Source organism: Arthrobacter glacialis (assembly GCF_002909445.1).
Taxonomy (GTDB): Bacteria; Actinomycetota; Actinomycetes; order Actinomycetales; family Micrococcaceae; genus Specibacter; species Specibacter glacialis.
Genome location: NZ_PPXC01000014.1, coordinates 85,612 through 111,911 on the forward strand (window position 1 = coordinate 85,612; position 26,300 = coordinate 111,911).

33 protein-coding genes and 3 pseudogenes are annotated in these 26,300 nt (G+C 57.9%); 8 read left to right on the plus strand and 28 right to left on the minus strand.

Annotated features, from left to right (window positions below):
• Positions 1–113 precede the first annotated feature (113 nt).
• Complete coding sequence (locus CVS27_RS16060) at positions 114–398, plus strand: hypothetical protein (RefSeq protein ID WP_133162959.1); 285 nt, start codon at positions 114–116, stop codon at positions 396–398.
• A 581-nt stretch (positions 399–979) separates the two neighbouring features.
• Here CVS27_RS16060 and CVS27_RS16070 read toward each other — a convergent pair.
• A complete protein-coding gene (locus tag CVS27_RS16070; RefSeq protein WP_103466857.1) occupies positions 980–1,732 on the minus strand; it encodes a phosphotransferase in 753 nt (250 codons plus the stop codon).
• A gap of 179 nt (positions 1,733–1,911) precedes the next feature.
• On the minus strand, positions 1,912–2,409 hold the full coding sequence (locus CVS27_RS16075) for a GNAT family N-acetyltransferase (protein WP_207767548.1): 498 nt from the start codon (positions 2,407–2,409) through the stop codon (positions 1,912–1,914).
• A 200-nt stretch (positions 2,410–2,609) separates the two neighbouring features.
• Between CVS27_RS16075 and CVS27_RS16080 the strand changes: the two genes are divergently transcribed.
• Positions 2,610–3,209 carry a hypothetical protein gene (locus tag CVS27_RS16080; RefSeq protein WP_103466858.1) on the plus strand — a complete coding sequence of 200 codons (600 nt, stop codon included), beginning with the start codon at positions 2,610–2,612 and terminating at the stop codon, positions 3,207–3,209.
• A gap of 494 nt (positions 3,210–3,703) precedes the next feature.
• Here the strand turns inward: CVS27_RS16080 and CVS27_RS16085 are convergent, their stop codons facing one another.
• The 4 genes from CVS27_RS16085 to CVS27_RS16110 form a co-directional block, all read right to left on the minus strand.
• Positions 3,704–4,456: a hypothetical protein gene (locus CVS27_RS16085; protein ID WP_103466859.1), complete on the minus strand. Its 753-nt coding sequence runs from the start codon at positions 4,454–4,456 to the stop codon at positions 3,704–3,706.
• A gap of 143 nt (positions 4,457–4,599) precedes the next feature.
• Entirely contained in the window at positions 4,600–5,196 is a 597-nt protein-coding gene (locus CVS27_RS16090; RefSeq protein ID WP_103466860.1) for a GNAT family N-acetyltransferase, read from the minus strand.
• A gap of 191 nt (positions 5,197–5,387) precedes the next feature.
• On the minus strand, positions 5,388–5,762 hold the full coding sequence (locus tag CVS27_RS16095; protein ID WP_103466861.1) for a VOC family protein: 375 nt from the start codon (positions 5,760–5,762) through the stop codon (positions 5,388–5,390).
• A gap of 1,007 nt (positions 5,763–6,769) precedes the next feature.
• Complete coding sequence (locus CVS27_RS16110) at positions 6,770–7,282, minus strand: hypothetical protein (protein ID WP_103466864.1); 513 nt, start codon at positions 7,280–7,282, stop codon at positions 6,770–6,772.
• Between the two features lie 91 nt (positions 7,283–7,373).
• Between CVS27_RS16110 and CVS27_RS16115 the strand changes: the two are divergent.
• Positions 7,374–8,523 (plus strand): annotated as a pseudogene (locus CVS27_RS16115) (IS3 family transposase).
• A gap of 120 nt (positions 8,524–8,643) precedes the next feature.
• On the opposite strand, the gene CVS27_RS16120 reads toward CVS27_RS16115, so the two are convergent.
• The gene (locus CVS27_RS16120) at positions 8,644–8,901 is read right to left on the minus strand and encodes a hypothetical protein (RefSeq protein ID WP_103466865.1); all 258 of its coding nucleotides are present in this window, start codon (positions 8,899–8,901) and stop codon (positions 8,644–8,646) included.
• Between the two features lie 39 nt (positions 8,902–8,940).
• A complete protein-coding gene (locus tag CVS27_RS16125; RefSeq protein WP_103466866.1) occupies positions 8,941–9,240 on the minus strand; it encodes a hypothetical protein in 300 nt (99 codons plus the stop codon).
• A gap of 163 nt (positions 9,241–9,403) precedes the next feature.
• Between CVS27_RS16125 and CVS27_RS16130 the strand changes: the two genes are divergently transcribed.
• A complete protein-coding gene (locus CVS27_RS16130) occupies positions 9,404–9,646 on the plus strand; it encodes a DUF4235 domain-containing protein (protein WP_103466867.1) in 243 nt (80 codons plus the stop codon).
• Positions 9,647–9,686: 40 nt separating this feature from the next.
• Here the strand turns inward: CVS27_RS16130 and CVS27_RS16135 are convergent, their stop codons facing one another.
• The gene (locus CVS27_RS16135) at positions 9,687–9,893 is read right to left on the minus strand and encodes a hypothetical protein (protein ID WP_103466868.1); all 207 of its coding nucleotides are present in this window, start codon (positions 9,891–9,893) and stop codon (positions 9,687–9,689) included.
• Between the two features lie 309 nt (positions 9,894–10,202).
• Here CVS27_RS16135 and CVS27_RS16140 point away from each other — a divergent pair, with 309 nt between their 5' ends.
• The 4 genes from CVS27_RS16140 (at position 10,203) to CVS27_RS16160 (ending at position 13,781) form a co-directional block, all read left to right on the plus strand.
• On the plus strand, positions 10,203–10,766 hold the full coding sequence (locus tag CVS27_RS16140; RefSeq protein ID WP_165788188.1) for a YciE/YciF ferroxidase family protein: 564 nt from the start codon (positions 10,203–10,205) through the stop codon (positions 10,764–10,766).
• A gap of 88 nt (positions 10,767–10,854) precedes the next feature.
• On the plus strand, positions 10,855–11,298 hold the full coding sequence (locus tag CVS27_RS21325; protein ID WP_243400230.1) for a hypothetical protein: 444 nt from the start codon (positions 10,855–10,857) through the stop codon (positions 11,296–11,298).
• 87 nt (positions 11,299–11,385) lie between these two features.
• Entirely contained in the window at positions 11,386–11,526 is a 141-nt protein-coding gene (locus CVS27_RS16150; protein ID WP_103466870.1) for a CsbD family protein, read from the plus strand.
• A gap of 1,094 nt (positions 11,527–12,620) precedes the next feature.
• Positions 12,621–13,781, plus strand: a complete 1,161-nt coding sequence (locus tag CVS27_RS16160) for a carboxylate-amine ligase (protein WP_103466872.1) — start codon at positions 12,621–12,623, stop codon at positions 13,779–13,781.
• An 86-nt stretch (positions 13,782–13,867) separates the two neighbouring features.
• Here CVS27_RS16160 and CVS27_RS16165 read toward each other — a convergent pair whose 3' ends face one another.
• The 19 genes and pseudogenes from CVS27_RS16165 to CVS27_RS20580 form a co-directional block, all read right to left on the minus strand.
• Complete coding sequence (locus CVS27_RS16165; RefSeq protein ID WP_103466873.1) at positions 13,868–14,374, minus strand: DUF6328 family protein; 507 nt, start codon at positions 14,372–14,374, stop codon at positions 13,868–13,870.
• Between the two features lie 34 nt (positions 14,375–14,408).
• Complete coding sequence (locus CVS27_RS16170) at positions 14,409–14,675, minus strand: DUF7218 family protein (protein ID WP_103466874.1); 267 nt, start codon at positions 14,673–14,675, stop codon at positions 14,409–14,411.
• Between the two features lie 82 nt (positions 14,676–14,757).
• Positions 14,758–14,991, minus strand: a complete 234-nt coding sequence (locus CVS27_RS16175) for a CsbD family protein (RefSeq protein WP_103466875.1) — start codon at positions 14,989–14,991, stop codon at positions 14,758–14,760.
• 331 nt (positions 14,992–15,322) lie between these two features.
• Positions 15,323–15,592, minus strand: a pseudogene (locus CVS27_RS16180) (low affinity iron permease family protein); the annotation flags it as partial.
• Positions 15,593–15,681: 89 nt separating this feature from the next.
• Positions 15,682–16,498, minus strand: a pseudogene (locus tag CVS27_RS16185) (SDR family oxidoreductase).
• Positions 16,499–16,577: 79 nt separating this feature from the next.
• Complete coding sequence (locus CVS27_RS16190; protein WP_103466877.1) at positions 16,578–17,069, minus strand: CinA family protein; 492 nt, start codon at positions 17,067–17,069, stop codon at positions 16,578–16,580.
• A complete protein-coding gene (locus tag CVS27_RS16195; RefSeq protein WP_103466878.1) occupies positions 17,032–17,355 on the minus strand; it encodes a CDGSH iron-sulfur domain-containing protein in 324 nt (107 codons plus the stop codon). Before CVS27_RS16195 ends, CVS27_RS16190 begins: the two co-directional genes overlap by 38 nt.
• On the minus strand, positions 17,352–18,404 hold the full coding sequence (locus tag CVS27_RS16200) for an iron-containing redox enzyme family protein (protein ID WP_243400232.1): 1,053 nt from the start codon (positions 18,402–18,404) through the stop codon (positions 17,352–17,354). The genes CVS27_RS16195 and CVS27_RS16200 overlap by 4 nt, the downstream gene beginning before the upstream one ends.
• Before the next feature lie 571 nt (positions 18,405–18,975).
• The gene (locus CVS27_RS16205) at positions 18,976–19,254 is read right to left on the minus strand and encodes a GlsB/YeaQ/YmgE family stress response membrane protein (RefSeq protein ID WP_103466879.1); all 279 of its coding nucleotides are present in this window, start codon (positions 19,252–19,254) and stop codon (positions 18,976–18,978) included.
• A gap of 64 nt (positions 19,255–19,318) precedes the next feature.
• Positions 19,319–19,882, minus strand: coding sequence for a Dps family protein (locus CVS27_RS16210; protein WP_103466880.1), 564 nt, complete (start codon positions 19,880–19,882; stop codon positions 19,319–19,321).
• A 525-nt stretch (positions 19,883–20,407) separates the two neighbouring features.
• A complete protein-coding gene (locus CVS27_RS16215) occupies positions 20,408–21,070 on the minus strand; it encodes a DUF6766 family protein (RefSeq protein ID WP_165788330.1) in 663 nt (220 codons plus the stop codon).
• Positions 21,071–21,177: 107 nt separating this feature from the next.
• Positions 21,178–21,630, minus strand: a complete 453-nt coding sequence (locus CVS27_RS16220) for a hypothetical protein (RefSeq protein ID WP_133162960.1) — start codon at positions 21,628–21,630, stop codon at positions 21,178–21,180.
• A 144-nt stretch (positions 21,631–21,774) separates the two neighbouring features.
• Complete coding sequence (locus CVS27_RS21735; protein ID WP_442319978.1) at positions 21,775–22,101, minus strand: hypothetical protein; 327 nt, start codon at positions 22,099–22,101, stop codon at positions 21,775–21,777.
• A 630-nt stretch (positions 22,102–22,731) separates the two neighbouring features.
• The gene (locus CVS27_RS16230; protein ID WP_103466883.1) at positions 22,732–23,103 is read right to left on the minus strand and encodes a hypothetical protein; all 372 of its coding nucleotides are present in this window, start codon (positions 23,101–23,103) and stop codon (positions 22,732–22,734) included.
• 44 nt (positions 23,104–23,147) lie between these two features.
• A complete protein-coding gene (locus CVS27_RS16235) occupies positions 23,148–23,630 on the minus strand; it encodes a pyridoxamine 5'-phosphate oxidase family protein (protein ID WP_165788328.1) in 483 nt (160 codons plus the stop codon).
• Positions 23,631–23,777: 147 nt separating this feature from the next.
• Positions 23,778–24,047 carry a GlsB/YeaQ/YmgE family stress response membrane protein gene (locus CVS27_RS16240; RefSeq protein ID WP_103466885.1) on the minus strand — a complete coding sequence of 90 codons (270 nt, stop codon included), beginning with the start codon at positions 24,045–24,047 and terminating at the stop codon, positions 23,778–23,780.
• Positions 24,048–24,130: 83 nt separating this feature from the next.
• Entirely contained in the window at positions 24,131–24,694 is a 564-nt protein-coding gene (locus CVS27_RS16245; protein ID WP_103466886.1) for a Dps family protein, read from the minus strand.
• A 199-nt stretch (positions 24,695–24,893) separates the two neighbouring features.
• The gene (locus CVS27_RS16250) at positions 24,894–25,292 is read right to left on the minus strand and encodes a hypothetical protein (RefSeq protein WP_103466887.1); all 399 of its coding nucleotides are present in this window, start codon (positions 25,290–25,292) and stop codon (positions 24,894–24,896) included.
• Between the two features lie 195 nt (positions 25,293–25,487).
• Positions 25,488–25,700 carry an aromatic acid exporter family protein gene (locus tag CVS27_RS20580; protein WP_133162961.1) on the minus strand — a complete coding sequence of 71 codons (213 nt, stop codon included), beginning with the start codon at positions 25,698–25,700 and terminating at the stop codon, positions 25,488–25,490.
• Positions 25,701–26,300: the final 600 nt, after the last annotated feature.

The window sequence follows — 26,300 nt, forward strand, 5'->3', positions numbered from 1 at the left end:
TACCCACTGAAGGAACCCTCTGCGGTACATTTTTTGCCTTGAGGAGAGTGTGTGCTCGGGATAGTGTGGCGGTGGCCAGAGTGAGCCACCCACCCACGTCTTAAACTGTGAATGTGAGCATGGACGAAGGCGTTTTCTTCAGACGTAGGGTTACCGATTTTCTCGGCCTGACCGACAGCCCTCGCCGCCAGGCCAAAATACTTGAGAATTCGACCTCGACTGAATTGCTAATTCGGGCAGTAGTCGCATCTGCTTTCGTGGCTCTCTATACCGTTGTCATATTCGTTGAACACGGCAGAGGGTTCACCTGGTTTCTGCTCGCGGACTTATTTTTCGCAGGTGGCGCAGCCATGGCCTGGGTTCGTTGGGGCCGCTACCGAAATCGCTGGACGCGCTGAACGGCGAGGTTCGCTCTGATTTCGGATTGAGAGTGGCGGCATTCGTGTCGCGTAAGTCGAACCCCTACTGGGAAGAGTTTCCGCTCGCATCTCGAATTGGATGCGCTATTCTCTGAGCCAACATCACCTGGCGGTCATTCAACGAGCGTGACTGGGCTGGCTCTCTAGGTGCGTCGTTCGTCCAATGGTTGGCGATCGGCCTGTCGGTCACCAGCAGCATCCAAGTGGCGCATCACGAGAGCGGCCGAAACAAGAGCCGCTGAAAAGGCCAAGCAAGCGAAGAGAGTGAGCAAATAGATCTGCGTCAACCCGGACGAGAAGCTGGTAGTGCCGCTAAAAGTGACGGTACCGAAGTTCTGCAAGAACACGCTTGAGAAGAGCGTGATAACTAAACCTGCCGAGCCTACGATAATTCCTGCTCGTAGAGTTCGCTTGTACATCGAGGTTGTCTCTGTTCTAGCCAACTTCCACCCCAACTATTGGCAGCTACTGTCGCAGGTAACTAGCCTAAGCACTTGGACGGATAACCTACAAGCCCTAGGGACTATGCTCTGCAGCACTGATGTCTTATCGAGGAACGTCTACCGGACAGCCCGGATCGCTTCGAGCCAGAGTGACTCGTTGTTCTTCACAAACCGGGTCACGCTGTGCCAGTGTTTTCCATGGCCGGTTGTGAACATCGTCCCCCACGGTTCGGTTCCGGCATCATGGGAAGTCTTGAGCAGTTCATACATGGCCGTTGTACGTTGCCACATGGCGGTGGGTAGTGTGGCCCGTAGCTCGTCGTTGGCACCATAGCCGTCAATGAAGGCCGCCAGCGCTCGTGCCGCAGTGCGTGGGTTGGCCGATGCGTCGTTTAGCGTGAATGCTTGCGCGGCGTACGCGAGATCCCAGAGGCGTGTGCTTGGTGATGCCGCGTCCCAGTCGATGAATACCCATCGCTCTCCGATGAGGAGATTCCAGGGTGCCAGGTCGTTGTGGCAGATCAGTTCGGCTCCTGGGGTCGGAATATGGGTGATCCAGGTTGAGTCGGAGTCGGGTTCGTAAGTGGCGCTGGCGTCGTGAATAGCGCGTACGAGGGAGCCGACCCGATGCTGCCCGGAGAGTGTCAGTGGGGCCGAGTCCATGGCAAGGCGGCCGGGGACAAACTCTGTCACTTGGCGACCTTGGGGGTCCTGCCCATAGACGGCGGGCACATCAACGCCGGCGTCATTGACGGCCTTCATGTAAGCGAGCACACTCGGGGTCGCGGCCGTCCACGGTTTACGGACCGTCGAGCCTGCGCGCATCACACCCTCTGAAGCGTTGCCGCCAGTCAGGAGAATCTCTTCCATCTCACAAGGCTATCCCGTACGTCTCGGCACCGCGTAGGAACCCCCAAGTCAGGGCCGAGGGCAACGAGCCCACGAAGCGTCGTCGTTTCGCAAGCCGAACGTTATGTGGGACGGATCCATCGAACCCTGGTGGTCGTGATGTTGTCCTGATCAAGAATCTTTCGAAGAAGGTTTCCTATTTAGGTTGCTCGAACCATTCGGACCTCATTCACTCCATCCCCTGTTTTTAAAGTTCCATCGCTAACAAAGCCATTTTTTCGGTAGAAGGCTTGTGCACGCGGGTTGGGGTCTGCGACCCACAGTGCAGCGGGCGCAGTCGCAGCTATGACTTCATTAAGAAGTGCCGTGCCTACACCCGAACCATGGAAGGCGGCATATGCGTAAAGCACGTGTAGCTGTATCTGCGGCTCGGCGTCGTCGTCAAGGGAGGGCCCCGACATAGCGATGCCGACGATCGTGACTTCATACGAAGCTACGGCGATGTTGTTTTGGTTGTATTTTGGATCGGTCAGGGCCGCGGCCCAGAACCTCTCGCGCCAGCTGAGCAGCGCTGGATCGTCCAGAACGACGTCGCTCATCAATCCCCGGTAGGTTTCACGCCACGAGTCCACGTGAACTTTCGCCATGCTTGGCGCGTCCGCGGGCTGAGCGCGACGCAGGTCAAAGTTGCGTGTCATTGTCCAACGGTACATGTGCTGGATCCGCGCTGAGCAGGCATTTGCGGAAATCGCCGGCACAGCCCACTAGTGCCCGCAGCGGAACCCACTGTGGGGCGTTCGCAGATCCCGTGGGCCTAGCCGTGCACTCGACATTTGAGCAATCGGGTGGTTGAGGTGCTCGGTTGACACCAGATCGATGGGAGGAGTGGACTTGGCTCATGGCGTCCCTAAAAGTAGCGAAGAAGCTCCGGATCGCTTTAGGATCGCTGGCCGTTGTCCTTGGCCTGATTTCTCTGGCCATGATTTGGGGTCAGACTGCGGGGCTGGGGCTTAAGGTCCTGGTGAGTTTCGCGGCAGCGGGAGCGTTCCTGCTGGGGATTGCCGTTTTGGTAGGCAGGACCCGGGCCGGTCAGCTGGTTCTGACGAGGCGCTTGTGGAGATTTGCTGTTGTCCTCTTCATCGTCGTTGCCGTGATCGTTGTTGCTGTCCTGCCCAAAGGCCCCGGCAGTGGTCCGATCATGGCAATGGTGCCGGCCATTCTGGGTGGAACTGTGGCACAGTTGTTTGAGCCGGAAGCCGCGGCAGCGTTCACCGCGGCGGCGCTGAGCGAACATGATGGCCGGAACTGGTGGTGGGTCAGCCTTGGACTAACCCTGGTAGGAATTGTTCTGGGTTCTAGTGCAATAGTGGCTGCAGTCTTCGGCAACGGTGTTGTCGTTTCCCTTTTAGAGCCCATTGCGGCGCTTTGCTTGATTCTTGCGGTTGTTATCTGGTTCTGGCTCAGGTCCAGGAAGCGCCAGTTCAAGGCCGAGCCCTAATAATTCGTTCTCCGGGCCCGTTCGCTGGCCGCGACTGGACGACCACCTTCGGACCCAGCATTTCCAGGGATCAGTGAGTGTGGCAAGACACAGAAATGGACGTACAGACTGTCTCAGCTGTCGACCGACGGCTGTCCCATAACCGGACCTCTAGCGGGCAGTTTCTTCTGCGGTCCTGCCCCTCAATCTTCCGATTCAGTCACTAGAGTTGACCCATGGCACACAACGTCTGCCCTGTGGCCAAGCGTACACGCGAGTCGTCTGGATTGGGGGCTTGGCGTCCATTTTCATAGGTGGGCTCATAGCGATACCTCTGCAAATCAGTCCATTCGTCACTATGGGGGCTCCGGTCCTGATTCTTCTGGTGATTACGATACCCATGGGTAAGGCGGCCGTACGGGAACGCAAACAACGGCCAGACGCAGACTAGTGAACCGCAAAGTCATGTCTGAGAAGTGATCGTCCCGCCACCGGAACCTCCTGCGGGACGGGCTTTAGGGTTCCGGTCCGTCAAGATGGTGGGTGGCTACTTGCCTGGCTATTTCTACCGCTGTCGCGCTCATCTCGTCCGAGAGTTTCAGCACGTCGTACATGCCTGTCACTGTCCGGTCGCCACTACGGGCGGTGATGCGGGTTTCGCCATCGCTTTCATCGAGCCGAAAATGGATTCCGATCACGGATTTTATGTAGCGGGTTGCATCCTTGTGGAGCCAGGTCCCGCCCGTCCATTCCTGCCCTATCTTGACCCAAACGTCCTGGCCTACCATCGTCGTGCTTAGCCCCGGCTGGCGGAATGCCCCGCTAATGGATTCCAATGCGCCAGCGAGGGGCAACCCAGTCGTCCATTGTTCTGTGCGGCCAAACCGCCCGGACATAGTTCTGAACTGCAGCAGGATCCAGAACGCCACCATGTTGGGCCACAACGCGGTGGTTACAAGTGCCTCGGGCCCAGCCGCAAATCCAAAGACGACGGCGGCAACTCCGACCAGGGCGAAGACGCCAAGCCCAATCAGGCGTCCCCGGTGCGCAAGCAAGACCATGGCACTCGCCTTGCCCCGGCCCGCCGCAAGGTAAAAGCCCGCACCAAACACGTATAACGCATAGAGACCGTACAAGAAACCCAGCGGAATATCGCTCCCACGGCTGTAGCCGGAGCCAAAGACCATGAACACCGAAAGGGCCGCCAGAGCCATCGCGGCCAGCCCTGCACCGATTCGGACCCGCTTGTCCCGCACCGAAGGCTGCATAACTACATATCAGCACGTGACATCCCTCTTGTCCACGTGTGCTCGTAGTTGTGCAGTCGGGCAATGCCAGTGGCCATCGTTAGTTTCCGTTTGAGGAACCCTCTACGGGACTCATCACACGGCCGTTGCGCCACATGATGAGGCTACCTTTGGAGAGCGTCAAGTCTTTCGACCAGCCCGAATTTCACAGTTGGCCGTTCGGCTTCAACTATGGAGAACACCACAGTGTCGCGAACGGTGCCATTCTCGAAGATCGTGTGATTGCGCAGAATGCCATCTTGTTTGGCACCGAGCCGCTCGATCGCGCGGCGGGATTGGTGGTTGTGCCAATGAGCGCGGAACTCCACGGCAATGCAACCCAGTTCCTCAAACGCTCGCTGAAGTAACAGCATCTTGGCAGCGGCGTTGATCCCCGTCCCTTGGGCCTTCGACCCGACCCAGGTTGACCCGATTTCCAAACGTCGGTTGGCTGGTTCGAGATTCAAATACGTGGTCATTCCAACCGCGCGTGAAGTGACCGGGTCGATGATCGCCCAGGGAACAATCCGACCCTCGGTGTGCAAGTTAAGCCGACGTTCAATTTCCCCCTCCATCGTCGAGGGAGAGGGGATGTGCGTGTACCAGGTCTTCCACAGTTCATCGGTTTCAACAGCCGCCGCAAGGTCCTCATGGTGAGTCGCTGAAAGCGGTTCGAGCCGAACGAACTGGCTTTCCCGCAATGACGCGTCGGTAAAATTCATTTCCTGAGTCTAGCCCGACCGAACATCCGCTTGCCGACCAATGAACAAACCCGGCGGGCAAGCTTCCGAGCCACGAAAATGTCCATATCTATACGTCCGTTTGGGGAACCATTGCTGGGTTGAAGTGCCAAGTAGTGGCCACCAGCCCTGAATGCTCATAGGTGATGATTCGCCTGCTAGCAGCCGGGTAGTCAGCTCGAGGACCAGACTCCGAGCTCGTTTCCGCTGGGGTCCTGGAAGTGAAAGCGTCGCCCGCCCGGGAAATCGTAGGGGGTCTGGGTCACCTCGCCGCCGGCATTGTGGACCGCTTCTACGCTCGCCTCTAGATCTGATGAGTAGAGCAGAACGAGCGGTCCTCCCAATTTCACCTCGGCATCCAAACGAAAACCGCCGACCTCCGATTCATCCGCGACTCCCTTGCCTCGAATTCCGACATACGCGGGGCCATAATCGTTAAACGTCCATCCGAAGGCGCTGCTGTAGAACGATTTGGCGGCGTGGATGTCGGTCACTCCAATCTCGATGTAGTCGAGCGCGTGATGGGTGTGTGCAGAGTTTTCAGCCATGCTTGGGATTCTACGCGCCGACGCTGTTGCCCGTCCCGTAAGCCGGTCGAATTCCGGGACACCAAGCCGTGGGACATGGACGAGGAACGTCAGTGACTGCATGTCCCGCAGGGGAACGGCAACTGATGCGCAATTGCTGCATGCAATGCCATCAGCTATGGCGATACAGTGAGCGGGACTTACTAGTGAAGCTTCCGATGAATTTGAGGTACACCGATCAATGAACCGAAAGATTTGTCCAACAGGCGGTCCCTTCGACTCCAGGCGACACTGTTCATCATTTTGCCTGTACTCTTCATATCCTTTTTCACCGAGGCGACCACTATGACTATGAAGGTGATTTATGGTGGGGGAATCATCCTGTGTCTTGTCCTTCTAGGGACTGTTATCGCAAAAATCCTCAAGCTCCGAAAGCGGGACACTGGAGGCGGCAACGGGAGTTGATCCCGAACATCTGTAACCGCGACGTAACGCTACTCTCTTCATCCTTCGGTAGGTTGAGCATTCCTCTTGGCTACCGAATCAGTGGTGTCGTCCTGTTGGGGGTGTCCCGTATAGACGCCGCCAAGCGGTCCCGCAAGCCGGTCGGATTCCGGGACGCTAAGCCGTGGGACCTCGACGAGGCGTGTCAGTGACGGCAGGTTCCGTATCAGCGAGAGGTACCAGCCTGACGGGAGGCTCAGCTACGACTTTTCATGGCTCAATGGGTCGGCGGACGGAACCTGCGGGTTCACGATTGGGCGTAGTGGTGGCGAGGCTGCGCCAAACGATCCAGACAGTGCTTCACGGATGTCCAGGGAAGCCCTGGTTGAGGAGGCTCGATCCTTCCTGGAGTCGTTCTATGCGGCCGGAGGCATAGGCGAAGAAGACTTCCCAGATCATAGTCCAGCGCGGATGCATGGAAACAGTGGCGGGTAATTGCTCCAATGCAGATGGACCTCTCGATCGTAGAAATGCCCACCAAAACCCCAGATGGGGAAGGGCTACTGGAACGGTCGGACATGCGATCAGGAGCAGGTCTTGCCGATTGGGCTGTAGATGGTCTGGGTTGTTTGGTCCGTTGTTGCCTCGAGGGGAACGCCTCCTGGTTCCTTGAGCCAAAACCCGCCGGGGTAGACAATCCAGTTTGCGTTGGCTTGTGCGGATGTACAACCGGGAATCACTAATTCGTCGGCGAGCGTGTAGCCGGAATTTGACCAGCCGATCTTCGTCCTGCCGCGCTTTTCTGTGGGGACGCTTAACGTGAAAGCGGTGCCTGCCTTCATGACGAGGCCCATCTTTTGGAATTGGAGCCCGTCGGAGGTAACTCCGTCGCCCCACTGGTTTGGGCCTGTTCCGGTGGAGGTGGTGTTGATGTAGAGGACTTCTGGTACTCCTGGCTTTTCCGTCCCTGCACCAAGATCGGCTGCTGTTAGCCCAGCCCCGATGGGATTGTTGCATTCGAATTTAAGCGTGGTTCCCTTGGCGTGCGGACTAATTTCAGAATCCAGTGACGATGCGGACACGCTTGAGGAGGGCATGGGGACGGGGAGAGTGGACTCGTTGGGACTGCCCTGGCTTTGCTTGACTCCTGACTTGTGAGGATACGTTCCTTGCAGCAAGGATATTGATATGCCTAAGCCTTTCCCCGCCGAGTTCCGCCGCGACGAAAGTTGCCGTGGCTCGCAAGCATGAAGCACCTATCGCTCAGATCGCTAGGGACTTCGGGATCTTGAGAAGCGACGTTGCATAACTGGCTCAAGAAAGCCGATATCGAGGACGGCAACCGCCCGGGTGTGAGCGCTGCTGAGGCGGCCGAGCTACGGGATGCGAAGAAACGCATCCGGCTACTGGAGCAGGAGAATGAGATCCTGCGTCGGGCCGCGGCGTTCTTCGCCCGTGAGCTGCCCCCAAAATGAGGTTCCCGCTGGTCCTTGATTACGACGTGCGACGGGGTTCCCGTCGCGGTGGCCTGCCGGGTGCTCGGCTTCTCCAAACAGGCGTTCTACACCTGGAAGGCGACTCCGGTGACGGACCGGGATTGGGCTGATGCGCATCTGATCAACGCCGCGCTAGATGTGCATCGGGACGACCCGGCGTTCGGCTAAAGGTTCATTGCAGACGAGCTGAAGGAGCAGGGCCTGGCCGCGAGTGAGAACCGGATCCAGCGGCTGTGTAGCAGCCAGAGAATCTGGTCTGTGTTCGCCAAGAAACGCGGATTGACGCGCAAGGCCGGTCCGCCAGTTCATGACGATCTGGTCAAGCGGGACTTCACCGCAATGGCACCCAACCGGCTCTGGCTCACTGACATCACCGAGCACCGCACGGACGAGGGCAAGCTGTACTTGTGCGCGATCAAGGACGTCCATTCGAACCGGATCGAAAGGCTATTCGATCGACTCACGCATGAAGTCGTCCCTCGCCGTTGCCGCTCTGCGTAACGCAGTGTCGCTCAGGTCCTCACTAGGAACCGTGGTGGATTAGGACCCTGAAGACCAAAGGGCTGACCGGATCGATGGGCCGGGTGGGCGCGTGCGCCGACAGCGCTGCCATGGAGTCATTTTTTGCGCTGCTGCAGAAGAATGTCCTGGACCGCAAACGATGGACCACACAGCAGGAGCTGCGGCTGGCGATCGTGACCTGGATCGAGAAAACCTACCACCGCAAACGCCGACAACGACGACTTGGCCGCCTAGAAACACTAAACCCCGAGAGTCAACGAAACCCGGGGCAGTCCCATTTAAAGGATGGAAAGTTGAGCGGGACGGATCGAGCTGGTTGACTCAACACTCGTACGGTGCAAACGTACATAGATTGCATGACAGTTGGCACCAACGAATTTATGACGTGAAGATCAGAGATCTACTTTCCTATGATTGGGCTGTTTTCGGAGTAGTACACCTCACTGATCGTCTACTGGGGGTTTTGCTAGTTTGGTGGTCTCTAATTCGTCAGGGCTCCAGCAGAGCGTGATCTGGACTCCATGGGCGGCTTCGGCAATTGTCAGGTGCAGATCAGCGCCGTAGAGGTTGTCGTGTTCAATGTAGTGGCCATCAGCTCGGCCCTGTGCAACAACGCGCGTCAAAGCCACCGCCATGGCCCGGCCCCAATCGGCAGGGTGCTTGCTGGACGAGCTCTCGGTAGATGAATAGGTTGCCATAGCGATCCTGAAAAAAAGATAAAGGGATGGTATGAATGGTCAAAATTCACCGGGACTCATTGCGTCATCGTCCGTGTGAGTGTCCGAAGCATTCGTATCTGCACGTGCAAGCTCCTCGCGGTGCTGATCATCAGTGCCTCCAAGCGGCCCGGCTCCTGGTTCGCCGTCGCTGCCGGCATCCTCGTCCTGAAAAAAGCTCCGGTCCGGGGCGCCCAAGCTTTTGTCGTCACCCAGCGCCTGTTGGTCGCTTTCCTGACCTCGCAAGGTTGGATCCGGCGAGCCCGGATTGGTGGCCGCATCGTCAGGCATTTCATCGTCGGCTGGATCGTTGTTGATCATGGAGCGCTCCTTTGATGGCTGGGACAGATGTTCATTGGGTCCGTGGCTGCCCGCCTTGCTGTTTTCACTGTGACCACTGATTGGTCCTTGCGAAACCCCTCAGGGTTGGGAACAGTATGAAGGGCAATAAGGACAATTCTTAACAGAATCTGGAGATGATGCCATGAACATCCTTATTCGACTTTTGAGTATCGGCGCGAGCCTGGCGGCCGGTGCCGTGGCACGCAAGGCCCTCGAGGCCAGCTGGAGGAACCGTACCGGAAGTGAACCGCCCAAGGACGCTGGTGACTTGCGAATTTCACTGCCGGGGGTCTTGGTGTTTGCGCTGGCAGCTGCTGCGGCAGGTGCTGTCATCCAGGCATTCACCCAACGCTTGGGGCGGCAGGCCACCATGCGGCTGGAGTAAACCCCCGAAGGAGTGTAGAAAGACAACCACCGCGAAAGGTTTAGATCACTTGCGGAGCTGATGGGAAGAACGGGTCAGGATGGTTGGGGGTGCTTGGTGCCGGCACCGGAGGAATGGGTTCGCTTGGATCATCCGGCTGGTGCGGATCGATGGGCTCGGTGGGTTCCGTGGGGGAATCGGGATGGGGAGTGGCGGGGAACGGTTCAGGAGCCAGGGGTTGCGGCTCTGTTGGCTGGTGCTCATTCATCTTTCTTGCCTCTCGTTGATACATCTTCGTGGTGGCTAGATGGGGGAAGAACTGGGTATGGCCGCTGTTGTTGAGGGGATGGGTGGACGATTTCCATGGTAGCGAGCTGGCAGTTGTCCGTCCACAACTTTGGTGATGGGCAACTCGGTTCCAGTAGCAATGACAGCCATCGACATGGACGGTGCTTTCCGTCGTGGATTTTTTGATTGCTCCTCGCTAGAGTCGAAGTGGCGGATGAAGCATCCAACGCACTATCCATCCGACCGAATGTTTTGCCACGTTGACCAACGCGAATGCGGAGGAAAAACCATGTTTGAACATTTCACCACTCCCGATGAGATCCTCCACTACAGGCTGGGTGCGGCCCTGACCATGGAGTACGATGCTCTGGAAATGATCGCAGCCATGGAAAAGGGCGCTATGCGCAGCGACCTCCGGGAATTGCTGCATGAGCACACCCATGAAACCCGCCAGCAAATAGAATTTTTGCAGCGTTGCTATTCCATGCTGGGCGTTGACGTCCATCAGACGCCGTCCCCCACCAGCAAGGGACTGGCCAAGGAATCCAATGCCTTCATGGCCAAGACCGACAGCACCCTCGTGGACGCCGTGATCCTTGCAGGGGTGTTGGAAGTGGACCATTACGCGTCGGCTGTTTATGAAACCCTCGTCATTCAAGCCAAGGCGCTCGGTGCCGCAGGGGTCGTTGAATTGCTGACGCAAACCCTGGCGCAGAAAAAAGCCACCATCGAAAAGATTCTGGTGGCCTCCGAGACCATCGCCCACGCAGACGCCACAGACCACGCTGATGGAGACACACGGCCGCAGTCCGGGGTCCAGGTACCGCCCTATCTTCCGCCCTCAATGATTTAGCCCCACGCTGCCGCTGATAGATGTGAAGGCACAGAAAGATGCCGCGGATTTCCAACGCGGCCATTGTCGATCAACCAAGGAAGCTTAGATGAACGAGCGTTCAGGTGAACCGGTGGAGATATCCACGCGCATGCGTCTAGGGGAGTGGACCCGGGATTCACTGGCAGAGTTGGTGTCCTATTATCAACAAAAGCTGCGCGAGATGGGCGCAGCCGATCATGAAATCGAGACATCCGTCGAAACTCCGGACGACGGCGGCGCGAACGTCAAAGTCAGTTGGCGGCATGAGGGTGTTCGCACCTGCGCTGACATGTGCCAAAGCATCATGGCGGAGGCAGAAAATTCACGCGGCCATGGCGAGGCCATTCCCGCTGGTGAAGCAACTGAGGACTCCAAGGGACTCGGTGCCGTGTTTGGCGATGCCGACCGTTCAGCCATTGACGAACCACCCACCCGCCGCGCAATGGACGCACTGAAGAACCAGGTCGATCCCGAACTCATGGCTACCACTAATGACGAAGGAAAGGCCTAGCAAAAGAATGACCCATTCCTTCTCCCGGAACCCGCAGTTGACTACTCCGGGTGACGAAGAACGAGCAATCACACCAGAGGGAACGCCATGGGTATCGGCGACAAGTTTGATGCAGCCAAGGACAAAGTCACAGGGAAGATCAAGGAGGGCGTTGGTATGGCCACCGATGACAACTCCATGATCGTGGAAGGCAAAGCCGATCAGGTCGAGGGTGCCGTGAGGATATGATCGCGGACACCAAGGCCCACCTGAAAGACGATGCCGATAACCGGCACACGGACGGCACCGAAGGCGCGGCACCCACCACTCACCGCGAGTAAGAGCCACGTATTAACGCCACGATGAAGGTGGTAAAGGTGTGGGCGCCTGGAATTCTCGCACACCATCTCCACGGACGCATTTTTTGCAGAATATTCTTGGGCCGAATCTGATGCATCCAAAGAGACTGCGATCATCGACAAACGGCTGACGTGGTGAAGCGATTGGACTTTCATGTGAATCTGCGACATTGCGCCCCATTTTCATCCGTGAGGACGATCGGGGCGGCGGTCGGTTCGCAGCCCGTAGTCATGGTTCCCGAGGTGGAAGTCGTAGACAGTTCGTGTGAACTGGTCTAGCATTTTTCTCATCATCTGCTGGTCGGGTTCCTTGGCACGCGGTATGTATGTCATTGGGGCGGTGCGGAACTGAACAGTATGGTGTGGATTGAATCTATTGGTGTTGTCGCGCAGCCGTGGTTCTGCGACCCGGACGCGCATCGAGCTGATGTCGGAGAGCTGATAATGACTATCGATCCCAGTCCAGTGAGAGCCGAGCAAAACCTTGTCATAGCTGGCCCTCAGATTACCTGTATTGACTGCAACACTTCTGAGGATCTAACTATCGAATCCATTGAACCCGTGGTCCCGAGAACGGACGGTTGGGTGATGGTGGAATATAGCTGCGGGAAGTGTGAATCCTTCTACGCTCATGAGGCTTCGGTGCAAGCAGTGGCGCGCTTCCTGACTACTTCTGATACGCAACCGGGAGTGTTGAGATTCGGTCGCTACTACATTCATTGCGGTGAACCCATGGAAGCATTTGGCTTGCGAGTCACCGGTGTCGGGAGTGCTGACGATGATCTCCACAACGTTCTTGAGGTTCATATCCCCACGGTTGTGCTGCGATGCCGCTGTGGTTTTCAAATGCTCATACCGGACTAGGGCAGGACGAATCTTTGGTGAGTTAGCGGCCGTCAATGACCTGTTTGGGGGACAGTGAGTTGCTCGGCAATCCATTCCTTGATTGATCCAGGCAGGACTGAATGGGAAGCGGGGTCGAAGATGCTGACGTTTGGGATTGAGGAAGAGTTCGTTTTTCTTGACCGCGCAACACTAACACCGGTCCCTGTCTCGGCCGATGTTCAACGAGAACTCCAAGAATTTGATTTCGCCGGGGGTGTGGTCCGCAGTGAGTTTCTCCGCTCTCAGGTGGAATATGCTTCACCAGTGCTCGGCTCATTTGAGGAGGCCGCCGGAGCGTTGTGGAGTTTCCGGACAGCACTCACGTCTTGTGCTGAGGACCATGGAGTCTTGGCAGCGGGCGTCGGCACACCGTTCACGAACCCCAACGGTGCCATGGTGACCGACAATAGTCGGTACGAGAACATTGCCGGCAGCATCGGGGCACTGGCATTCGAGCACCATCTAAACGGTCTCCACATCCATGTGGGAGTTCCGGAAGGGGAAGCCGCCATTGGTGCGTTGAATTATCTGCGTCGGTGGTTGCCGGTCTTGTTGGCGATGTCTGCCAATTCGCCGTTTTGGTGTGGTGAGGACACCACGTTCTCCAGCTGGCGTGGTATTCAGTATCGGCGATGGACGACGGCGGGATGCCCGCCCAGGTTTCTCGATGCTGCAGATTATGATCGCAGAACCAAAGCCCTGATCGGTATCGGTGTCACCCCGGATCAGGGTTCCATTTCGTGGTCGGCTCGGCTTTCACACCACCAGCCCACAGTGGAAATACGCGTTGCAGACGCCCAGTTGGAGCCCTCCACCACGTTGCTGTTGGCCTTGCTGGGACGGGCGCTCGTCGCCACGTTCCTAGGCAGGCCTGAGACGTCCTTCCCGGATCCAGGGCCTGAACTATTGGACGCGGCGTTGTGGCATTCTGCCCGACACGGTCTGACCGCCCAGTTGGTACATCCCGTGGACGAGAGTCTGGCACCAGCATCGGTAGTTATCCAGGCACTGCTGGATGAGACACACCAGGCATTGGAAGCATCAGGTGATCTCGCCATCGTCACGGCCCTGGCAGAGCAGCTCCTTCTGATTGGTACGGGAGCCGACCGTCAACGCCAAGCTTTCGCCGTGCACGGTAGAGAAGGACTCGCCGCGTTCTTGTCCAATGCGATCAAGAATGAGTCCTCAGCTCATCAACCGGCGGCCGGGCATCTTGGACCGGATGACCCTCGCCCGTTGGAATCTGAACCGTTGGGGTAGGGCACGGGCCAGAGGCGGGTTTCTGCCAGAGCACTTTTCTTTCAGTGGTGCGTTGGGCGCGGCCAGTGAATGGGTAGTGGGCGTTGTTAGTGTTTTTTGGTTCGGACCAGCACTGGGTAGGCGGCGAGGACAGCCAGAAGGAAAACGGCAAGGGCGGTGGCAACGATGATTGCTTCGATTCTGCCGAGAACCATATCAAATACCAGTGCGGTGGTTCCCACGACCAGCAACCCGATGAGCCACAATACTATGCGAAGTATGTTGTGGCCGGAGGCTACAAGTCTGTCTTTCACGTGCAGTCCAAAAAGTTCCCGGTGCATTGCCACTGGTACCAGCATTAAGCAGGTAGCTAAGGCAGCAAGAAGGACGTTGCACAAGTACAGGATGGTTGCTGTTTGGTCGAGTTCGGTGAATCGTGACTGAAAAGGAAGCGTCAGCAAGAAGCCAGCAATTATTTGGGTCCCCGTTTGCATGACTCTAAGTTCTTGAAGCAAATCATCCCATTGGCGGTCACGTTGTTCATTGCGGGTTTCATCCCGCCCACTGTCCGCAGCCAATTTACCAACGTCGTCTGCCGGTGAATCCAATCCCATATGATCCGGAGCTCCCTACTTGGCCTGGTAGCTATTAGGAGATTCTTGGTGACTCAATCAATTCTGCCTTGCGCTGGGAGGAGTATCCTGTGAGACCAATTTCCTTGGCTTTGACGCGCAAATCAGCAACTGTCCACTCTTCGTAGGCCGGGGATTTTCCGCCTTTTCGCCCGATTGTCGAGCGTCCTTCCTTGGCCGCAGCGTTGGAGATTCTTGCAGCCTTCTGCTTTGAAGCGCCGTCCTCGCGCAACTCCTCATAAAGTTCCGGGTCTTTCAGGCTCGGATTCTTCCTTGCTGGCATATCATCATCCTTACTGGACAGCGCAGAAAGCCCGAGACACAGCTCTCAGGCTGGTCGGGCTTTCCTGTAGTTGGCCTAAGTCCTACGAGCCGGCCCTAGTGGTCGCCCCGCCTTCGGTGTCGTCCGTGTGTCGGTTATGGGCATCGTCTTTCAGGTGGGCCTTGGTGTCCGCGATCTTATCTTTCACGGCCCCCTTGACCTGATCGGCTTTGCCTTCCACGATCATGGAGTTGTCATCGGTGGCCTTACCAACGCCCTCCTTGATCTTCCCTGTGACTTTGTCCTTGGCTGCATCAAACTTGTCGCCGATACCCATGGCGTTCCTCCTAGAGTTTTTAGTCGATGACAGTGAGCCTACGCCTCCTGACCCTCTCACAACAGTCCCGCCAGAGGACGAAATGTTCCCGGACCACAGCTTCCCTCAAGTCTTTTGAAGGTGAAGGCATGATGCCCGAGGAATCTCTTCGCCGGAGAGCTTGGTTGGCAGGAATTCTGTTTCAAACGTCCACTTCGGAACGCGTTCACACCGGTCTGGTGCCGCCTGCCAAGAATCGGCGGCACCGGCAAAAGGGTGCCGCATTGCGTGACCAGACCTATGAACGGCCGTTGCCAGCCGCATTCTTCCGTTTGGTCGTCAGCGGCTTGATCTATTGCCCCTTCGCACAGCTGTTCCGTTTGATGTCTTCTTCGGCCCCAAAGAGTTTGGAGTTGGTAGTTTTGAGGTCCAGCACCAAGGCCTCGAGTTTCAGGCTGGGGGCCAGATCGTCCCAGTTTGGTGAGTACTGGATGATAAACACTATCTGAGACGCCATCGTCGTGGTCCTGGTGTTGATGATGAGCCGCCACGTATCGGAGAGTCCCAGAATCAATCCGCTGAGTGCCCAGAGCACCAGAACGACGACGGGGCCGGCGACGACCCCACGGTGCCCAGGGGTGCGGAGGCTTTGGACGTGAGGCGAGCAGCGATATCTGCTCTGCCACCTGACTGTGCCGTTTCATCGGATTTTTATGGTGTGGGTGTTCCCCCATTGATGTTCAGTGTTTCACCGAGCACGTAGCTAGATTCCGGGGAGGCCAAGAAGACGTAGGCAGGGGCAAGCTCGGTAGGTTGTCCAGAAGGGTCCGGGGGCGATGGCGTTGACGCGGATGCCGCGCGAGGCCAACTGCTGGGCCAGTCCCTTGGTGAATTTGTTGATGGCCGCCTTGGTGGCGGCGTAGTCGATGAGGTTGGGGGAGGGGTTGTACGCCTGGATGGAGGTGGTGTTGATGATGGTGGCACCGGCGGGCAGGTGGGGCAGGGCGGCTTTGGTGATCCAAAACATGGCGAAGACATTCGTGGCAAAGGTTTGCTCGAATTGTTCGTCGCTGAGGTCTTCAAGACTGTCCATTGAAATTTGTTTCCCGGCATTGTTGACGAGGATGTCCAGACCGCCGAGCTGCGCCACGGCATCCGCCACCAAGGATCGGGCGGCTCCAGCATTGGAGATGTCCCCGGGCAGTGGGACGGCCTTTTGTCCGCTGTCGCGAATGAGTTGCATAACTACTTTCGCGTCCGCTGCTTCCGCTGGAAGGTAGGACAAGGCGACGTCCGCGCCTTCACAGGCGTAGGCAATGGCGACGGCGGCGCCGATCCCGGAATCGGCGCCCGTGATGAGCGCCTTCCGGCCAGTAAGGCGCCCTGTGCCGCGGTAGGAATGTTCCCCGCGATCCGTGTGGGGTTCCAAATCGCGGTCCAGGCCTGGTTCGGGCTGGTCTTGCTCTGGCGGGCTGATGCTCGGGTAGCGGGTGACAGGGTTTTGAAAGGTGTACTGGTCTTGGGTCATCAGTGCTTCCTTTGGTCGGCTAACTTGCGGGATATGTTGGGGTCGGCCACACCAACGGTGCCCGGCGACGCTGCCAGTGCTAATCAGTCTGGTGTGGGATGGCGTCTGCAGCGTTGATGAGGGCGTCCCGAAGCAGACGCAGCGCGTGCAGGACTGTTTGTTCCACCACCGCTTCGGGTGCTCCGAGAAAATGATGCTCTTCCACACGAGCCCTGGTTCCGTCCCAAACCGCAATGAAGACAGTCCTGGCGGGCTTTCCTTCGGCTGTTTCAGGGCCACCCACACCAGTCACGGCGACACTGACGTCGGCGCCGGTAAGGCGGCTGACACCTTGGGCCTTCTCGATGGCTACACGGCCCGGGGTGACGCCCCGGACCCTATATTTTGTTTCCGGGGTGTAGGCGGTGACGCCACCGCTAAACCACTGCGCGGCAAACTCGGCAGCGCCCAGGCACATGGCGATGGACCCGCTGGTGGGCGATTCAGCCACAGCGATCGTGTATCCTTTCGCAGCTGCGATCTCTCCAATGGATTCAGCTACTTGGTGTGCGTCGCTCAGTTCCAAGTTCATCGCTTACTGTCTCCTGCAGGTCGGTAGTGCTCGAACCAGTGGTTGACTTTTCCGTGGGCTTCGCGGCTGGTTCTTGCGGGTTGTCGGTGGTGAAGTTGATGAGCTTGTGGGTTCCGTCGCAATGAGGTTTGATCGTCGAGGCCCCACAGCGGCACAGGGCGATGGTCTTGCGTTTGCGGGTGATTTCATCCCCGGTCCCTGTGAGCAATTCGATGTCACCCCGAATCAGTAGTAGTCCGTCAGGGCATGCTGTGATGCTCGGTGACGAGCGCTGTTGGCTGCTCACGGAAGGGCCACAGATTCGCTCAGGGGCTGTCGAAGGGAACTTTCTTCCCGGTTCCACGTATCAAGCAGATGCGCTCCGGTGAGGCTGTCCATGTACAGGCAGGCTTGTGCACCGAAAATGATGTCTGGGAGGAGGTCAGGCTCATCCTCGGCCAGGGCTCCGGCCAAATCCCTGCCGGCAATTTGTTCATGCACTGCATCGGCCTCAACATGCTCATCGAAGTACCAGGTCACATCTGCGCCATAGCCGAGCCGACGGAACCCGTTGCCATAGAAACGGTTGGAAATTGAAGAGGTCATTTCGAAGGCCGCCAGGTGGCCGGTAGTGGCGCCGCGGAGTCGACGGTGGAGACCGAACATTGACATCATGTTGAAGGAGGCCAGGGTCAATGCCGGAAGATGATTGACGTAGTATCCGTAAGCATCTGAAAGGTCCATACCGCGCATGGTGCCAGCGAAAATGGTGGCCTGCACCTGATCTGGCCGTCCACCACCGTACTCGTCGGCTTGTATTTCCACTAAGGCGGCCTTTGCGCGTCCTTGGAGGCGGGGGATGGCCCAGGAGTGGGGATCGGCTTCTTTGAGCGTATACAAGGATTTATGCACAACGATCTCCCGTGCCTGCTCCACACTGGCCTGCCGGGCAACATATTTCGAGACACTTGGGCTACTGTCCTCGGCAGTGAGTTTGAACAATTCGGCGGCGACAGCTTCAGCCTCGGCCGGTGGCAGATCGGGGACAGGAAGGAGGCCGCGCAGAACACTCTCGAAGCGTTCCTCAATCACCAACCGGATACTCAGGGGTTTGGCCTGCCATTCCCAGCGCGGATCCCAGTTACCTAGGCCTCCGTAATGAAGTGAATACAGAATCAGCAACGCAAGTTGTAGATCTTCATCGGAGAGAATGTCGGGGGCATCACGGACCGAGCGAACGGTATCCAAGAGCAGGTCCGTGCCTATATCTGGGTCCTCACCCGGAAGCGTGTTGAGCATGGACAGCAGGGACCCGCTGATCGGTCCCCGGGAATCTAGGGAAGTGAAAATCGGCATTGGATTCTGCCTCCGTTCATCGTGTGCCCCCGCACATGTCATGGTTCGGAGTAGTGCTTTTGGAGCGGGGCATCTTGGGAAACCTGGCAGTAAAGTTCATCCGGCCACAAGGGGCTGCCCCAGTGGTGAAGTGCTGGTCAAAAGCTACTGGATCGGCTTGAAGAGGTTGCCGGTCCGCTCAGTGTGGCTCCACCGTCACCGGCCCAGTCTTGGCCTAGTTTTTCGTTGAGGGCCGGGTCTGAGATGACATCGGAAACGGTCGACGTCGAAGCGCTCTCGGTTCCTCGCCAACCCATGTGTTCGAGGGTGGTCACCACGTCTTGCACACTGTCAGCGGCCCAGAAAGACTTGACAGCGATTTTCAGGTGCTCGTAGCTTGTTCGTCCGGCTCGCGATCCCAGCAGCTATCCCGCGGTAACTCCGGCCGCGAATGCCAATTTCCCTTTCATGTTCTACCCCTGATTGGTCGTGTTGGCCCCCCAGGTGCTCTGGATGTCTCTGAACAGGAACCCTGCTCAGAGACATTCAGAGACTTATCCTGGCACGGGCTGCCGCTGCCGGGTCTGTACGCTCAGGCGTTGGTGGTGTTGGTTCTGGAGCGGCCTGTTATGGCCCCGTAAATGCCGGCGACGACGAGGCCGCCGACGATGGCAAGGATCCAGGAACCCAGATTCCAGAATTCCATCTTCCCGGAGCCGAACAGCAGATCACCGATCCATCCACCAACGACGGCACCGACCACGCCCAGAACCAGGCTGGTGATCCAGCCGCCGCCGACCTTCCCCGGCATGACTGCCTTGACGATGGCTCCTACGATCAAGCCAAGAATGATCCATCCGATGAATCCCATGATTCCTCCTTGAGAGAGTTACCTATTTTTTGGTTTTGTTTGTCCCCCAACAACTATCTTGGCTCTAGTTTCTTGCCGACTTCGCGGCGCCCTTTTCGGTCGCAGAGTTGCCGTGGATCAGTGAGCCGGTGTTGTTTTCGAGGTGCGCGCGCATGAACCATTGGAAAAGCTCAAGTTTGGCACTGTGGCCGATCAGCATGTCTTCGGTGATGGGGTCCAGCTCTCCTGTGGCCGCTATTGCATCTCGGTGGCTTGAAATGATGCCGTCGTAGACGATGTCCAACGCGGCCAGATGTTCGGTGGTGGAAGCTCGCCCGATGGCGTAATCGTTCCAGTCCCGTTCCTTGACCAAGGCGCCAGGGAGGCCGCTGGGGGAGACACCCAGTGTCGCAATGCGTTCGGCAGTTTCATCGATCATGGCGCGAACCAGTTCAATTTGAGGATCCAGCATTTCGTGGACCCCAATGAAGTCCCGTCCCACCACATTCCAATGCGCATGCTTGAGTGTCAATTGCAGGTCATTGAGTGCGTGAAGGCGACTCTGCAAAATGGCGGCCACCTGATGCCCATCCTTGAGCGTCAAGCCGGGAACCGTAAAATTCGCGCTCGAAGTTTTCTTGGAAACCATTAGAACTCCTCTCGAAACCGGTCGATCTGCAACGACCGTCGTCATTTCACCGTAGCCAAGCGGGAAGCAATTTTCCAGTCACCAACCCGGAACCATCTGGCATGCACTCGCTGCCGCCCACTCAGGCTTGGGTTGGTGGTGCAGGCTGTCAGTCCGGGGCTTCAACGTACCGGGCGTGTCTGAGGTCTGCTTCGGAAACCGCCGGTGTCTGTGGATCTTTCTCCGATGGAACGAGTGGCTCCACCAGCGCCTCGGCTGACTCGACGTCAGGTCTGCTAAGTCGTCTGTGAGATCTGCTGAGTCAAAGTTTGTCGCTGGGGAATCCGGCATTTCGTCTTCCGGAGTGGGAGATCCATAGCCACCTTGCGGGCTGCCGCCGGTGGGCGAGGCATCTTTGGTGCTCATGCAAACTCCTTAGCCGGGGGCGGCCATTGGAGGCTTCATGCTTGGTTCACGGCATGCCCCCACCATGGCACCGTCGCGGTTCATCAGTCAAGCCCTCGTTGAGGCTTTTTTGGTGTGGATTTATCCCGTGGTTCCGGTGGTTTCATGGGACGATCCGACAGGTTTTGATTCCGGGGACCCGCGCTGGCGCAGATAGATGGACAGCACCACCATGGAGCCGACGGCGAGAAATTCGGATTGCCAGTTCTGCAGGGTGCGGTTCCAAAATTCGGGGGAGGCCACATACAGTGCCCAGCTGATCGGGGCCTGCAAGTCCTGAAGTTGTTGTTCGTTGAAGGCGCTGGCCCCTGCGACGGACTGGGCAAGCCAGGATAGGAAGAAGATGCCGCCCATCGCCAACACCAACGAGTTCCCGTACAGGTGTTGGCGCCACCCGTGAACCCGGGCCCAAGCAGGTGAATCGAGATGGGCATATTGGCCAACCAGTTGGTCCTTGTCTGTGCCCGGGCCCGATTGGTCCAGTTTCTTGGACTCAGGGGAGCCCTTTTGAACAAGCCAAATCGTGACACTGATGTACAGCAGGAACTGCAAATACTCCGACTGCCAGTTTTCGGCCACATCCACCCCAAAGCTCGAGGACAGAACATACTGGCCTAAAGTGATCGGGTCGAGTCCGGCGGCGACCTGTTCCTGATTGAACAAGGCATGGCCGGTGAGTGCCTGGCCCGCAAGGGCCAAGATAAAGATGGTGCCGAAGAACAGGCCCAGACCGTTGTGATGCATCCACGTCTTCACGCTTTTCCCCTACCAATGCAGCCAGCCCAAGGCCAAGATGAAGGCCAAGCCCAGGACCACGACGAATAGATAGCCAATAAATTGTGCCTTCACTCTCAGCCGCCCCCAATTTCACAATCAAACGGTGCATCCTCAACGGCGGTGCAACCGGCGGCGTCCACCAGCCAACGGGTGCCGGATTGGGTCAGGAACACATTTTCCGCACCGAGACTGACCAGGGCGCTGCGGCCGAACACCTGGGTCGCGGAGGGGGCGCGGCCATCGGGACCCACGGCAGCCAGGCCAGCGTCCTCGAGACCGGTGGGACAGGAACCGCCTCCGTCTTTGGCCAAGGATTTGATGGTCGCCGGGGCCAGAAGTGCACACGCAGCCGCCAGATCGTGGCCGTCCAGTGCGGCATAGAATGCTTGAGCCGCACTGGCGGGGCCTGCTCCCGAGGGTGCACACCCGGACACGGCCGCCAGCAGCACCACCGGAACAAGAAGTCGCCATGACCAGGCTGACGTCCAATACTTGCGGCAGCCACGGAACCGTACAGGATCGCCCACGCTACGCCTCCCTTGCGGATCAAAAGCTCGTTGAATTTGTTGCGAGTCCCACTAGCCTCACTTTAGGCCTCCCCTTGCGCCGCAGCCAGCAATTTTTGCGTGAACCTGCTTGGACCACAGCCGGTGCATAGTGTTTCCCCTGGCCTACTTCGCCGGGTATGGCTCGCTTTGCAGCACCCGTGCTAGGTGGGCGGCGTTGCGGGCAAGCACCCCAACGGCTGAGGCGACGGCATCGTGTACCTTCTCCAGGTCGTTGTAGTCGACAGTTTGCATGGCCTCCCCAACCCAGTAAGTCCCACCCTGGGCTGGGATGCTGAAGCCGACGTCGTTCAGACCCTGCATCATGTCCGCAATGACCTTGTGGGCGCCGTCCTCGTTTCCCACGACGGCAACGACGGCTACCTTGCCGAACATGATGGGCCGGCCCTGGCTGTCGGTTTCGGCGAGATCTGCATCAAGGCGTTCCAACACTTGCTGGGCAACACTGCAAGGGTGACCATCCAGATCGGGGTAGAAAGAACCGCGATGTCCGCGGCAAGGATCCTCGTCCTGATCGCGGGCCAATCATCGCCACCGCCCATGTCAATCTGAACCCCATGCTTAACGTTGTGGTCGACAATGCGCACCGAGGAAGTCACGACGCCATACTTCTTCAGTTCGCCCAAGACATGCTGCGCCATGAGCTCACTGCTGGAGGGCTTCGGGGAGGGGAGAGGGTGCAGACGATCGCGATAGCTGTTTCCTTTCAGTAGTACTGCAGCGGCCCCAGCAAATCTAGAGGCATCAGCTGGACCCCCGTCAAGTACCGCAGACTCCGGGGCGGTAATTGGTATAAGCGAAAGTCTGGACGAATAGCACTGCGTCAGGCAAGAGTGCCAGACCAGACAGGCGACGTCGCCTCATTCCCTTGGCAAAGGCGATGACTGCTCCGGCGCCGATTCGGCAGGCATCGCCAATGATAAAAGCCTGGCGGCCGGCAAGGAGGAAGGATTCATCGCCACGGTCAGTGCGGGGCTCCAAATCAAGGTCCAGGCCAGGCTCGGTATTGTCTTGTCCCGGCGGTTGTGCTTGGCTTCAGCATCAGCTGTCCGTTTCCAGACGCTAAGACCCGGACATTCTTCCCTTCCCCCATTTCTGGGCCTCTCCGCCCGACAGGGCAGCATCGGGGAATTCGTCAGAGACTTCAGGGGCAATGTCCAACGGCTTTCCTCCAGTGTTGCCGGGGTCCGCGTCCACATGGCCTGTTTCCGTGGAGGCACCTGTGTGTTTAGTGTGCTGGAGCAGTTTGTGCGCAGCTTCCACGGCATGTTCCCTGACGGCGTGCTGGACGGTGGTGACAGTTTCCTGAACCGAATCCTTGTTCCAGATCGACGTAGCGCATGCCTTGATTTTTTCGTAGCTTGTCCGGCCCGCGCGGCTCCCCAGCACGTACCCGGCGGCCATTCCGGCAAGAAAAGTTAGCTTGGCTTTCATGATGTTCTCCTTAGTTGAAAAGGATTCAGTGCAGAAAATAGTGGCTACAGTTCAACCTTTTGGCTTTCCCCGGCGTCGATCACTTCACCGGTGAGCCGTGCCTTGGCCCATTGGAAGATGGTGGAGATGGCTCCACCTGGGGCCTCCCAATATTGTGCCCCATCGGGACGGACACGCACGAGGACCAGATCTTTGGATTCCGGACCGTTGGGGTAGAACGCGGCCGCGGCCTCATTCCACAACTCCCGGGCCTTGGGCTCGCTGGTAATGACGACTGCCGAGCCGTGAACCGAAAGCCATTCATTCTTTCCGCCGAAGGAAAGATTCACCCGGGCTTCGGTGCCAATCGCTGCTACGGGACCCGTGCCGGTAGAGCTAAAAAACCACAGTTCGCCATTGTCCTCAACCTTGGTGACTGTCATGGGCCAACCCATAATCGCACCATCATCACCCACAGTTGTCAGCATGCAGATCCGATGGTGCTCAACAATTTCCATGACTTTGTGAATATTTTCATTCTGGGACATGTGCCTTATCCTCCTGTTGTGAATAGATTCCGTGTTCAGATCCAAGCTCATCGAAGTGTGGTCAAATGCTGGATTTGCTGCGTCGTTGGACGGTTGGGGAAGGCGGGGCCACCACCAAGCTGCGGACATGGGTTTGGACCGGGCCGGTTAGGCGGTGGTTTTGGAACGGCCGGTAATTGCGCCGTAAATTCCTGCGACGACCAAGCCGCCGACAATGGCGAGGATCCAGGAACCCAGGTTCCAAAATTCCATCTTGCCCCCACCGAAGAGCAGATCTCCGATCCAACCACCGGCAATGGCACCGACCACGCCCAGAACAAGGCTGGTGACCCAGCCGCCACCGACCCTCCCCGGCATGACGGACTTAACAATGAATCCGACAATCAAACCCAAAACGATCCAACCGATGAAACCCATGATTCCTCCTTGAGAGAACGCGCATGTGCAGTGCGGGATGCTTCCTCACGGCCGGTGAGAGCCGCAAGCCGATGGGGTGCTGTCTACTTCTTAGTTTTCGCTGCCGCGGCCTTTTCGGTAGGCGCATTGCCGTGGCTCAACTTGCCGGCGCTGCTTTCCAGATGCGCACGCATGAACCACTGAAAAAGTTCCAGCTGCGCTGTTTGGCCGATCAACATGTCTTCAGTAATGGGGTCCAGGTCCCCCGTGGCTGCGATGGCATCTCGGTGGCTTGAGACTACGCCGTCATAAACGAGATCCAGGGCTGCCAAGTGTTCGGTGGTGGAGGCACGCCCGATGGCGTAGTCATCCCAATCACGCTCACGAACCAAGGCGCCGGGAAGGCCGTTGGGGGATAGCCCCAACGTGGCAATGCGTTCGGCAGTTTCGTCAATCATGGCCCGAACGAGTTCAATTTGCGGGTCCAGCATCTCATGGACACCAATGAAATCCCGGCCCACCACATTCCAGTGGGCATGCTTCAACGTAAGCTGCAGGTCATTCAAGGCATACAGCCTGCCTTGGAGGGTGGCTGCCACCTGGTGACCGCTCTTCAAGGATAGGCCCGGAACCGTAAACGTTGCAGTGGAAGTTTTCTTGGAAACCATTAGAACTCCTCTCAAACCGGCCGATCTTCAACGGCCAACGTAATCCCACAGTATCGAGCCGCCAGCAGGAATTCCAGCTACCGCCGACTTCGGCGGGTCAGACGCCCCACCTTTTCCAAGGAAACTGTGTAACTCTTGGGACCTGGCAATAGGGCTTCGGGACGGCGAGACCGCCTCCCTACTTTCATTCCTGGCCTCATTAATCCGGGTGATTGGTCCCGGCAGGACATAACCGGTGTCTGAGAGCGGCCAGAAGGCGCTGCACATCAAGTGCGACGGCGGCAACTGGTGTGAGCGCTGCCGAATCGGTGTCGCGGCTGTCGGTGACTGCGGAGGTGAATGCGGCCAAGTCATCGTTGGCGGAGTCCAAATTGGCCGAAATTATTTCTCCCTCTTCCCACGCCCGCAGTACGTCCGCGGTCGCATCCAAACAGCGGCTCAACGGTTCGCGCAGCTCAGCCTGGAGGCGCAGCTCGAGGGCCCGTCCCAGATGGCGGCAGTGAGCCCCCTCCGACAGATCGCGAATGTAGAAGGTTATGTTTTCCAAGAGGGCCAGTTCGTGTCGGCGGCCAGCCCAATCCTCATGTTCCGGGGCCATTTCTGAACGAGCGTCTTGGCTGCGTCCTTGAGCTGCTCGATGAGAACTAGGCGCCCACGGGAAATCTGGGCGCGAGCAGCATCCAAGGTGAGTGGAGGGAAAATAGTGACATTTACAGCCAGGCCCACTAGTACTCCCATGGCCATTTGAACGCCCTACCCACGGAGAATGTGTCAGCGTCCTAGCCTCCAATGATCAGTACCAGCAGGGTCGCCACCGGCACATAGTCGCGGCCGGCCCCAGACGGGGCAGACCTGCAAAGAGCAGGCCTGCCCCCACGGCCAAAGAAATCGTGAGAATGTTCGATATCCCCAACAACAGCACCCCGGCGGCCAGCATGATGCCCAGCAGCAAGCCAACGAGTGTCTGCAGTCCCGAACGCACCGAACCCATGAAAGTGGGATACATGCTGACCTACGCGCCCAAGGGCGCGTAGCACGGGTATTCGTCCACTGCTCCGTGCATGTGGGGCGCAAAAAAACAGGAAAGACCGACAGCCAAGGCATCTTTGGCCGCCAGCAGCACCCGTTGGCCTGCCACCGAGGAGGTCGCCCAGGTCTTCAAAAATTTCACAGATACCGCTTCCCCGGACAACCAATCACCTCCGTCGTCGTCGTACCGCCCTTTTCGGAGCATCAGGGACTTCGCCTGCGTTGCATGGGCTTGGGAGCATTGCCGCCAACGCGGGAATGGGCTGAAGTAAGCATTCAACTTTGAGCCAGTAGCCATTGAGAATCCCGGCTGAAACAAACAAAGCAGTTTATCAAGTATTTGGCCAGCTTCGATGCGTTGCAACGGTCGGTAAGCAAGGGTGCTCAGATGGCAGCCGCCCTGCACGGCAGGCGGTAGGCGTTGGATGACCTTTAGCTCCCATTGAAGAACGTGTCCTGGAACGGTGTGTCAGAGTGCCTGCGTCCGGCGAAGAACCGGAATGGGGGCCTTGACGGCGTCGCGGGAGGCGTTCATGGTTGGAGGTGTTGAGAATATCCACTCCATTCAACGGAGGAA

Bases quoted from the DNA above. Each gene is read 5' to 3' on its own strand.
- CVS27_RS16070 (WP_103466857.1), bottom strand. From the start codon at position 1,732: ATGGAAGAGATTCTCCTGACTGGCGGCAACGCTTCAGAGGGTGTGATG.
- CVS27_RS16075 (WP_207767548.1), bottom strand. From the start codon at position 2,409: ATGACACGCAACTTTGACCTGCGTCGCGCTCAGCCCGCGGACGCGCCA.
- CVS27_RS16080 (WP_103466858.1), top strand. From the start codon at position 2,610: ATGGCGTCCCTAAAAGTAGCGAAGAAGCTCCGGATCGCTTTAGGATCG.
- CVS27_RS16085 (WP_103466859.1), bottom strand. From the start codon at position 4,456: ATGCAGCCTTCGGTGCGGGACAAGCGGGTCCGAATCGGTGCAGGGCTG.
- CVS27_RS16090 (WP_103466860.1), bottom strand. From the start codon at position 5,196: ATGAATTTTACCGACGCGTCATTGCGGGAAAGCCAGTTCGTTCGGCTC.
- CVS27_RS16095 (WP_103466861.1), bottom strand. From the start codon at position 5,762: ATGGCTGAAAACTCTGCACACACCCATCACGCGCTCGACTACATCGAG.
- CVS27_RS16110 (WP_103466864.1), bottom strand. From the start codon at position 7,282: ATGCCCTCCTCAAGCGTGTCCGCATCGTCACTGGATTCTGAAATTAGT.
- CVS27_RS16120 (WP_103466865.1), bottom strand. From the start codon at position 8,901: ATGGCAACCTATTCATCTACCGAGAGCTCGTCCAGCAAGCACCCTGCC.
- CVS27_RS16125 (WP_103466866.1), bottom strand. From the start codon at position 9,240: ATGATCAACAACGATCCAGCCGACGATGAAATGCCTGACGATGCGGCC.
- CVS27_RS16130 (WP_103466867.1), top strand. From the start codon at position 9,404: ATGAACATCCTTATTCGACTTTTGAGTATCGGCGCGAGCCTGGCGGCC.
- CVS27_RS16135 (WP_103466868.1), bottom strand. From the start codon at position 9,893: ATGAATGAGCACCAGCCAACAGAGCCGCAACCCCTGGCTCCTGAACCG.
- CVS27_RS16140 (WP_165788188.1), top strand. From the start codon at position 10,203: ATGTTTGAACATTTCACCACTCCCGATGAGATCCTCCACTACAGGCTG.
- CVS27_RS21325 (WP_243400230.1), top strand. From the start codon at position 10,855: ATGAACGAGCGTTCAGGTGAACCGGTGGAGATATCCACGCGCATGCGT.
- CVS27_RS16150 (WP_103466870.1), top strand. From the start codon at position 11,386: ATGGGTATCGGCGACAAGTTTGATGCAGCCAAGGACAAAGTCACAGGG.
- CVS27_RS16160 (WP_103466872.1), top strand. From the start codon at position 12,621: ATGCTGACGTTTGGGATTGAGGAAGAGTTCGTTTTTCTTGACCGCGCA.
- CVS27_RS16165 (WP_103466873.1), bottom strand. From the start codon at position 14,374: ATGGGATTGGATTCACCGGCAGACGACGTTGGTAAATTGGCTGCGGAC.
- CVS27_RS16170 (WP_103466874.1), bottom strand. From the start codon at position 14,675: ATGCCAGCAAGGAAGAATCCGAGCCTGAAAGACCCGGAACTTTATGAG.
- CVS27_RS16175 (WP_103466875.1), bottom strand. From the start codon at position 14,991: ATGGGTATCGGCGACAAGTTTGATGCAGCCAAGGACAAAGTCACAGGG.
- CVS27_RS16190 (WP_103466877.1), bottom strand. From the start codon at position 17,069: ATGAACTTGGAACTGAGCGACGCACACCAAGTAGCTGAATCCATTGGA.
- CVS27_RS16200 (WP_243400232.1), bottom strand. From the start codon at position 18,404: ATGCCGATTTTCACTTCCCTAGATTCCCGGGGACCGATCAGCGGGTCC.
- CVS27_RS16205 (WP_103466879.1), bottom strand. From the start codon at position 19,254: ATGGGATTCATCGGATGGATCATTCTTGGCTTGATCGTAGGAGCCATC.
- CVS27_RS16210 (WP_103466880.1), bottom strand. From the start codon at position 19,882: ATGGTTTCCAAGAAAACTTCGAGCGCGAATTTTACGGTTCCCGGCTTG.
- CVS27_RS16215 (WP_165788330.1), bottom strand. From the start codon at position 21,070: ATGCATCACAACGGTCTGGGCCTGTTCTTCGGCACCATCTTTATCTTG.
- CVS27_RS16230 (WP_103466883.1), bottom strand. From the start codon at position 23,103: ATGAAAGCCAAGCTAACTTTTCTTGCCGGAATGGCCGCCGGGTACGTG.
- CVS27_RS16235 (WP_165788328.1), bottom strand. From the start codon at position 23,630: ATGTCCCAGAATGAAAATATTCACAAAGTCATGGAAATTGTTGAGCAC.
- CVS27_RS16240 (WP_103466885.1), bottom strand. From the start codon at position 24,047: ATGGGTTTCATCGGTTGGATCGTTTTGGGTTTGATTGTCGGATTCATT.
- CVS27_RS16245 (WP_103466886.1), bottom strand. From the start codon at position 24,694: ATGGTTTCCAAGAAAACTTCCACTGCAACGTTTACGGTTCCGGGCCTA.
- CVS27_RS16250 (WP_103466887.1), bottom strand. From the start codon at position 25,292: ATGGCCCCGGAACATGAGGATTGGGCTGGCCGCCGACACGAACTGGCC.
- CVS27_RS20580 (WP_133162961.1), bottom strand. From the start codon at position 25,700: ATGTATCCCACTTTCATGGGTTCGGTGCGTTCGGGACTGCAGACACTC.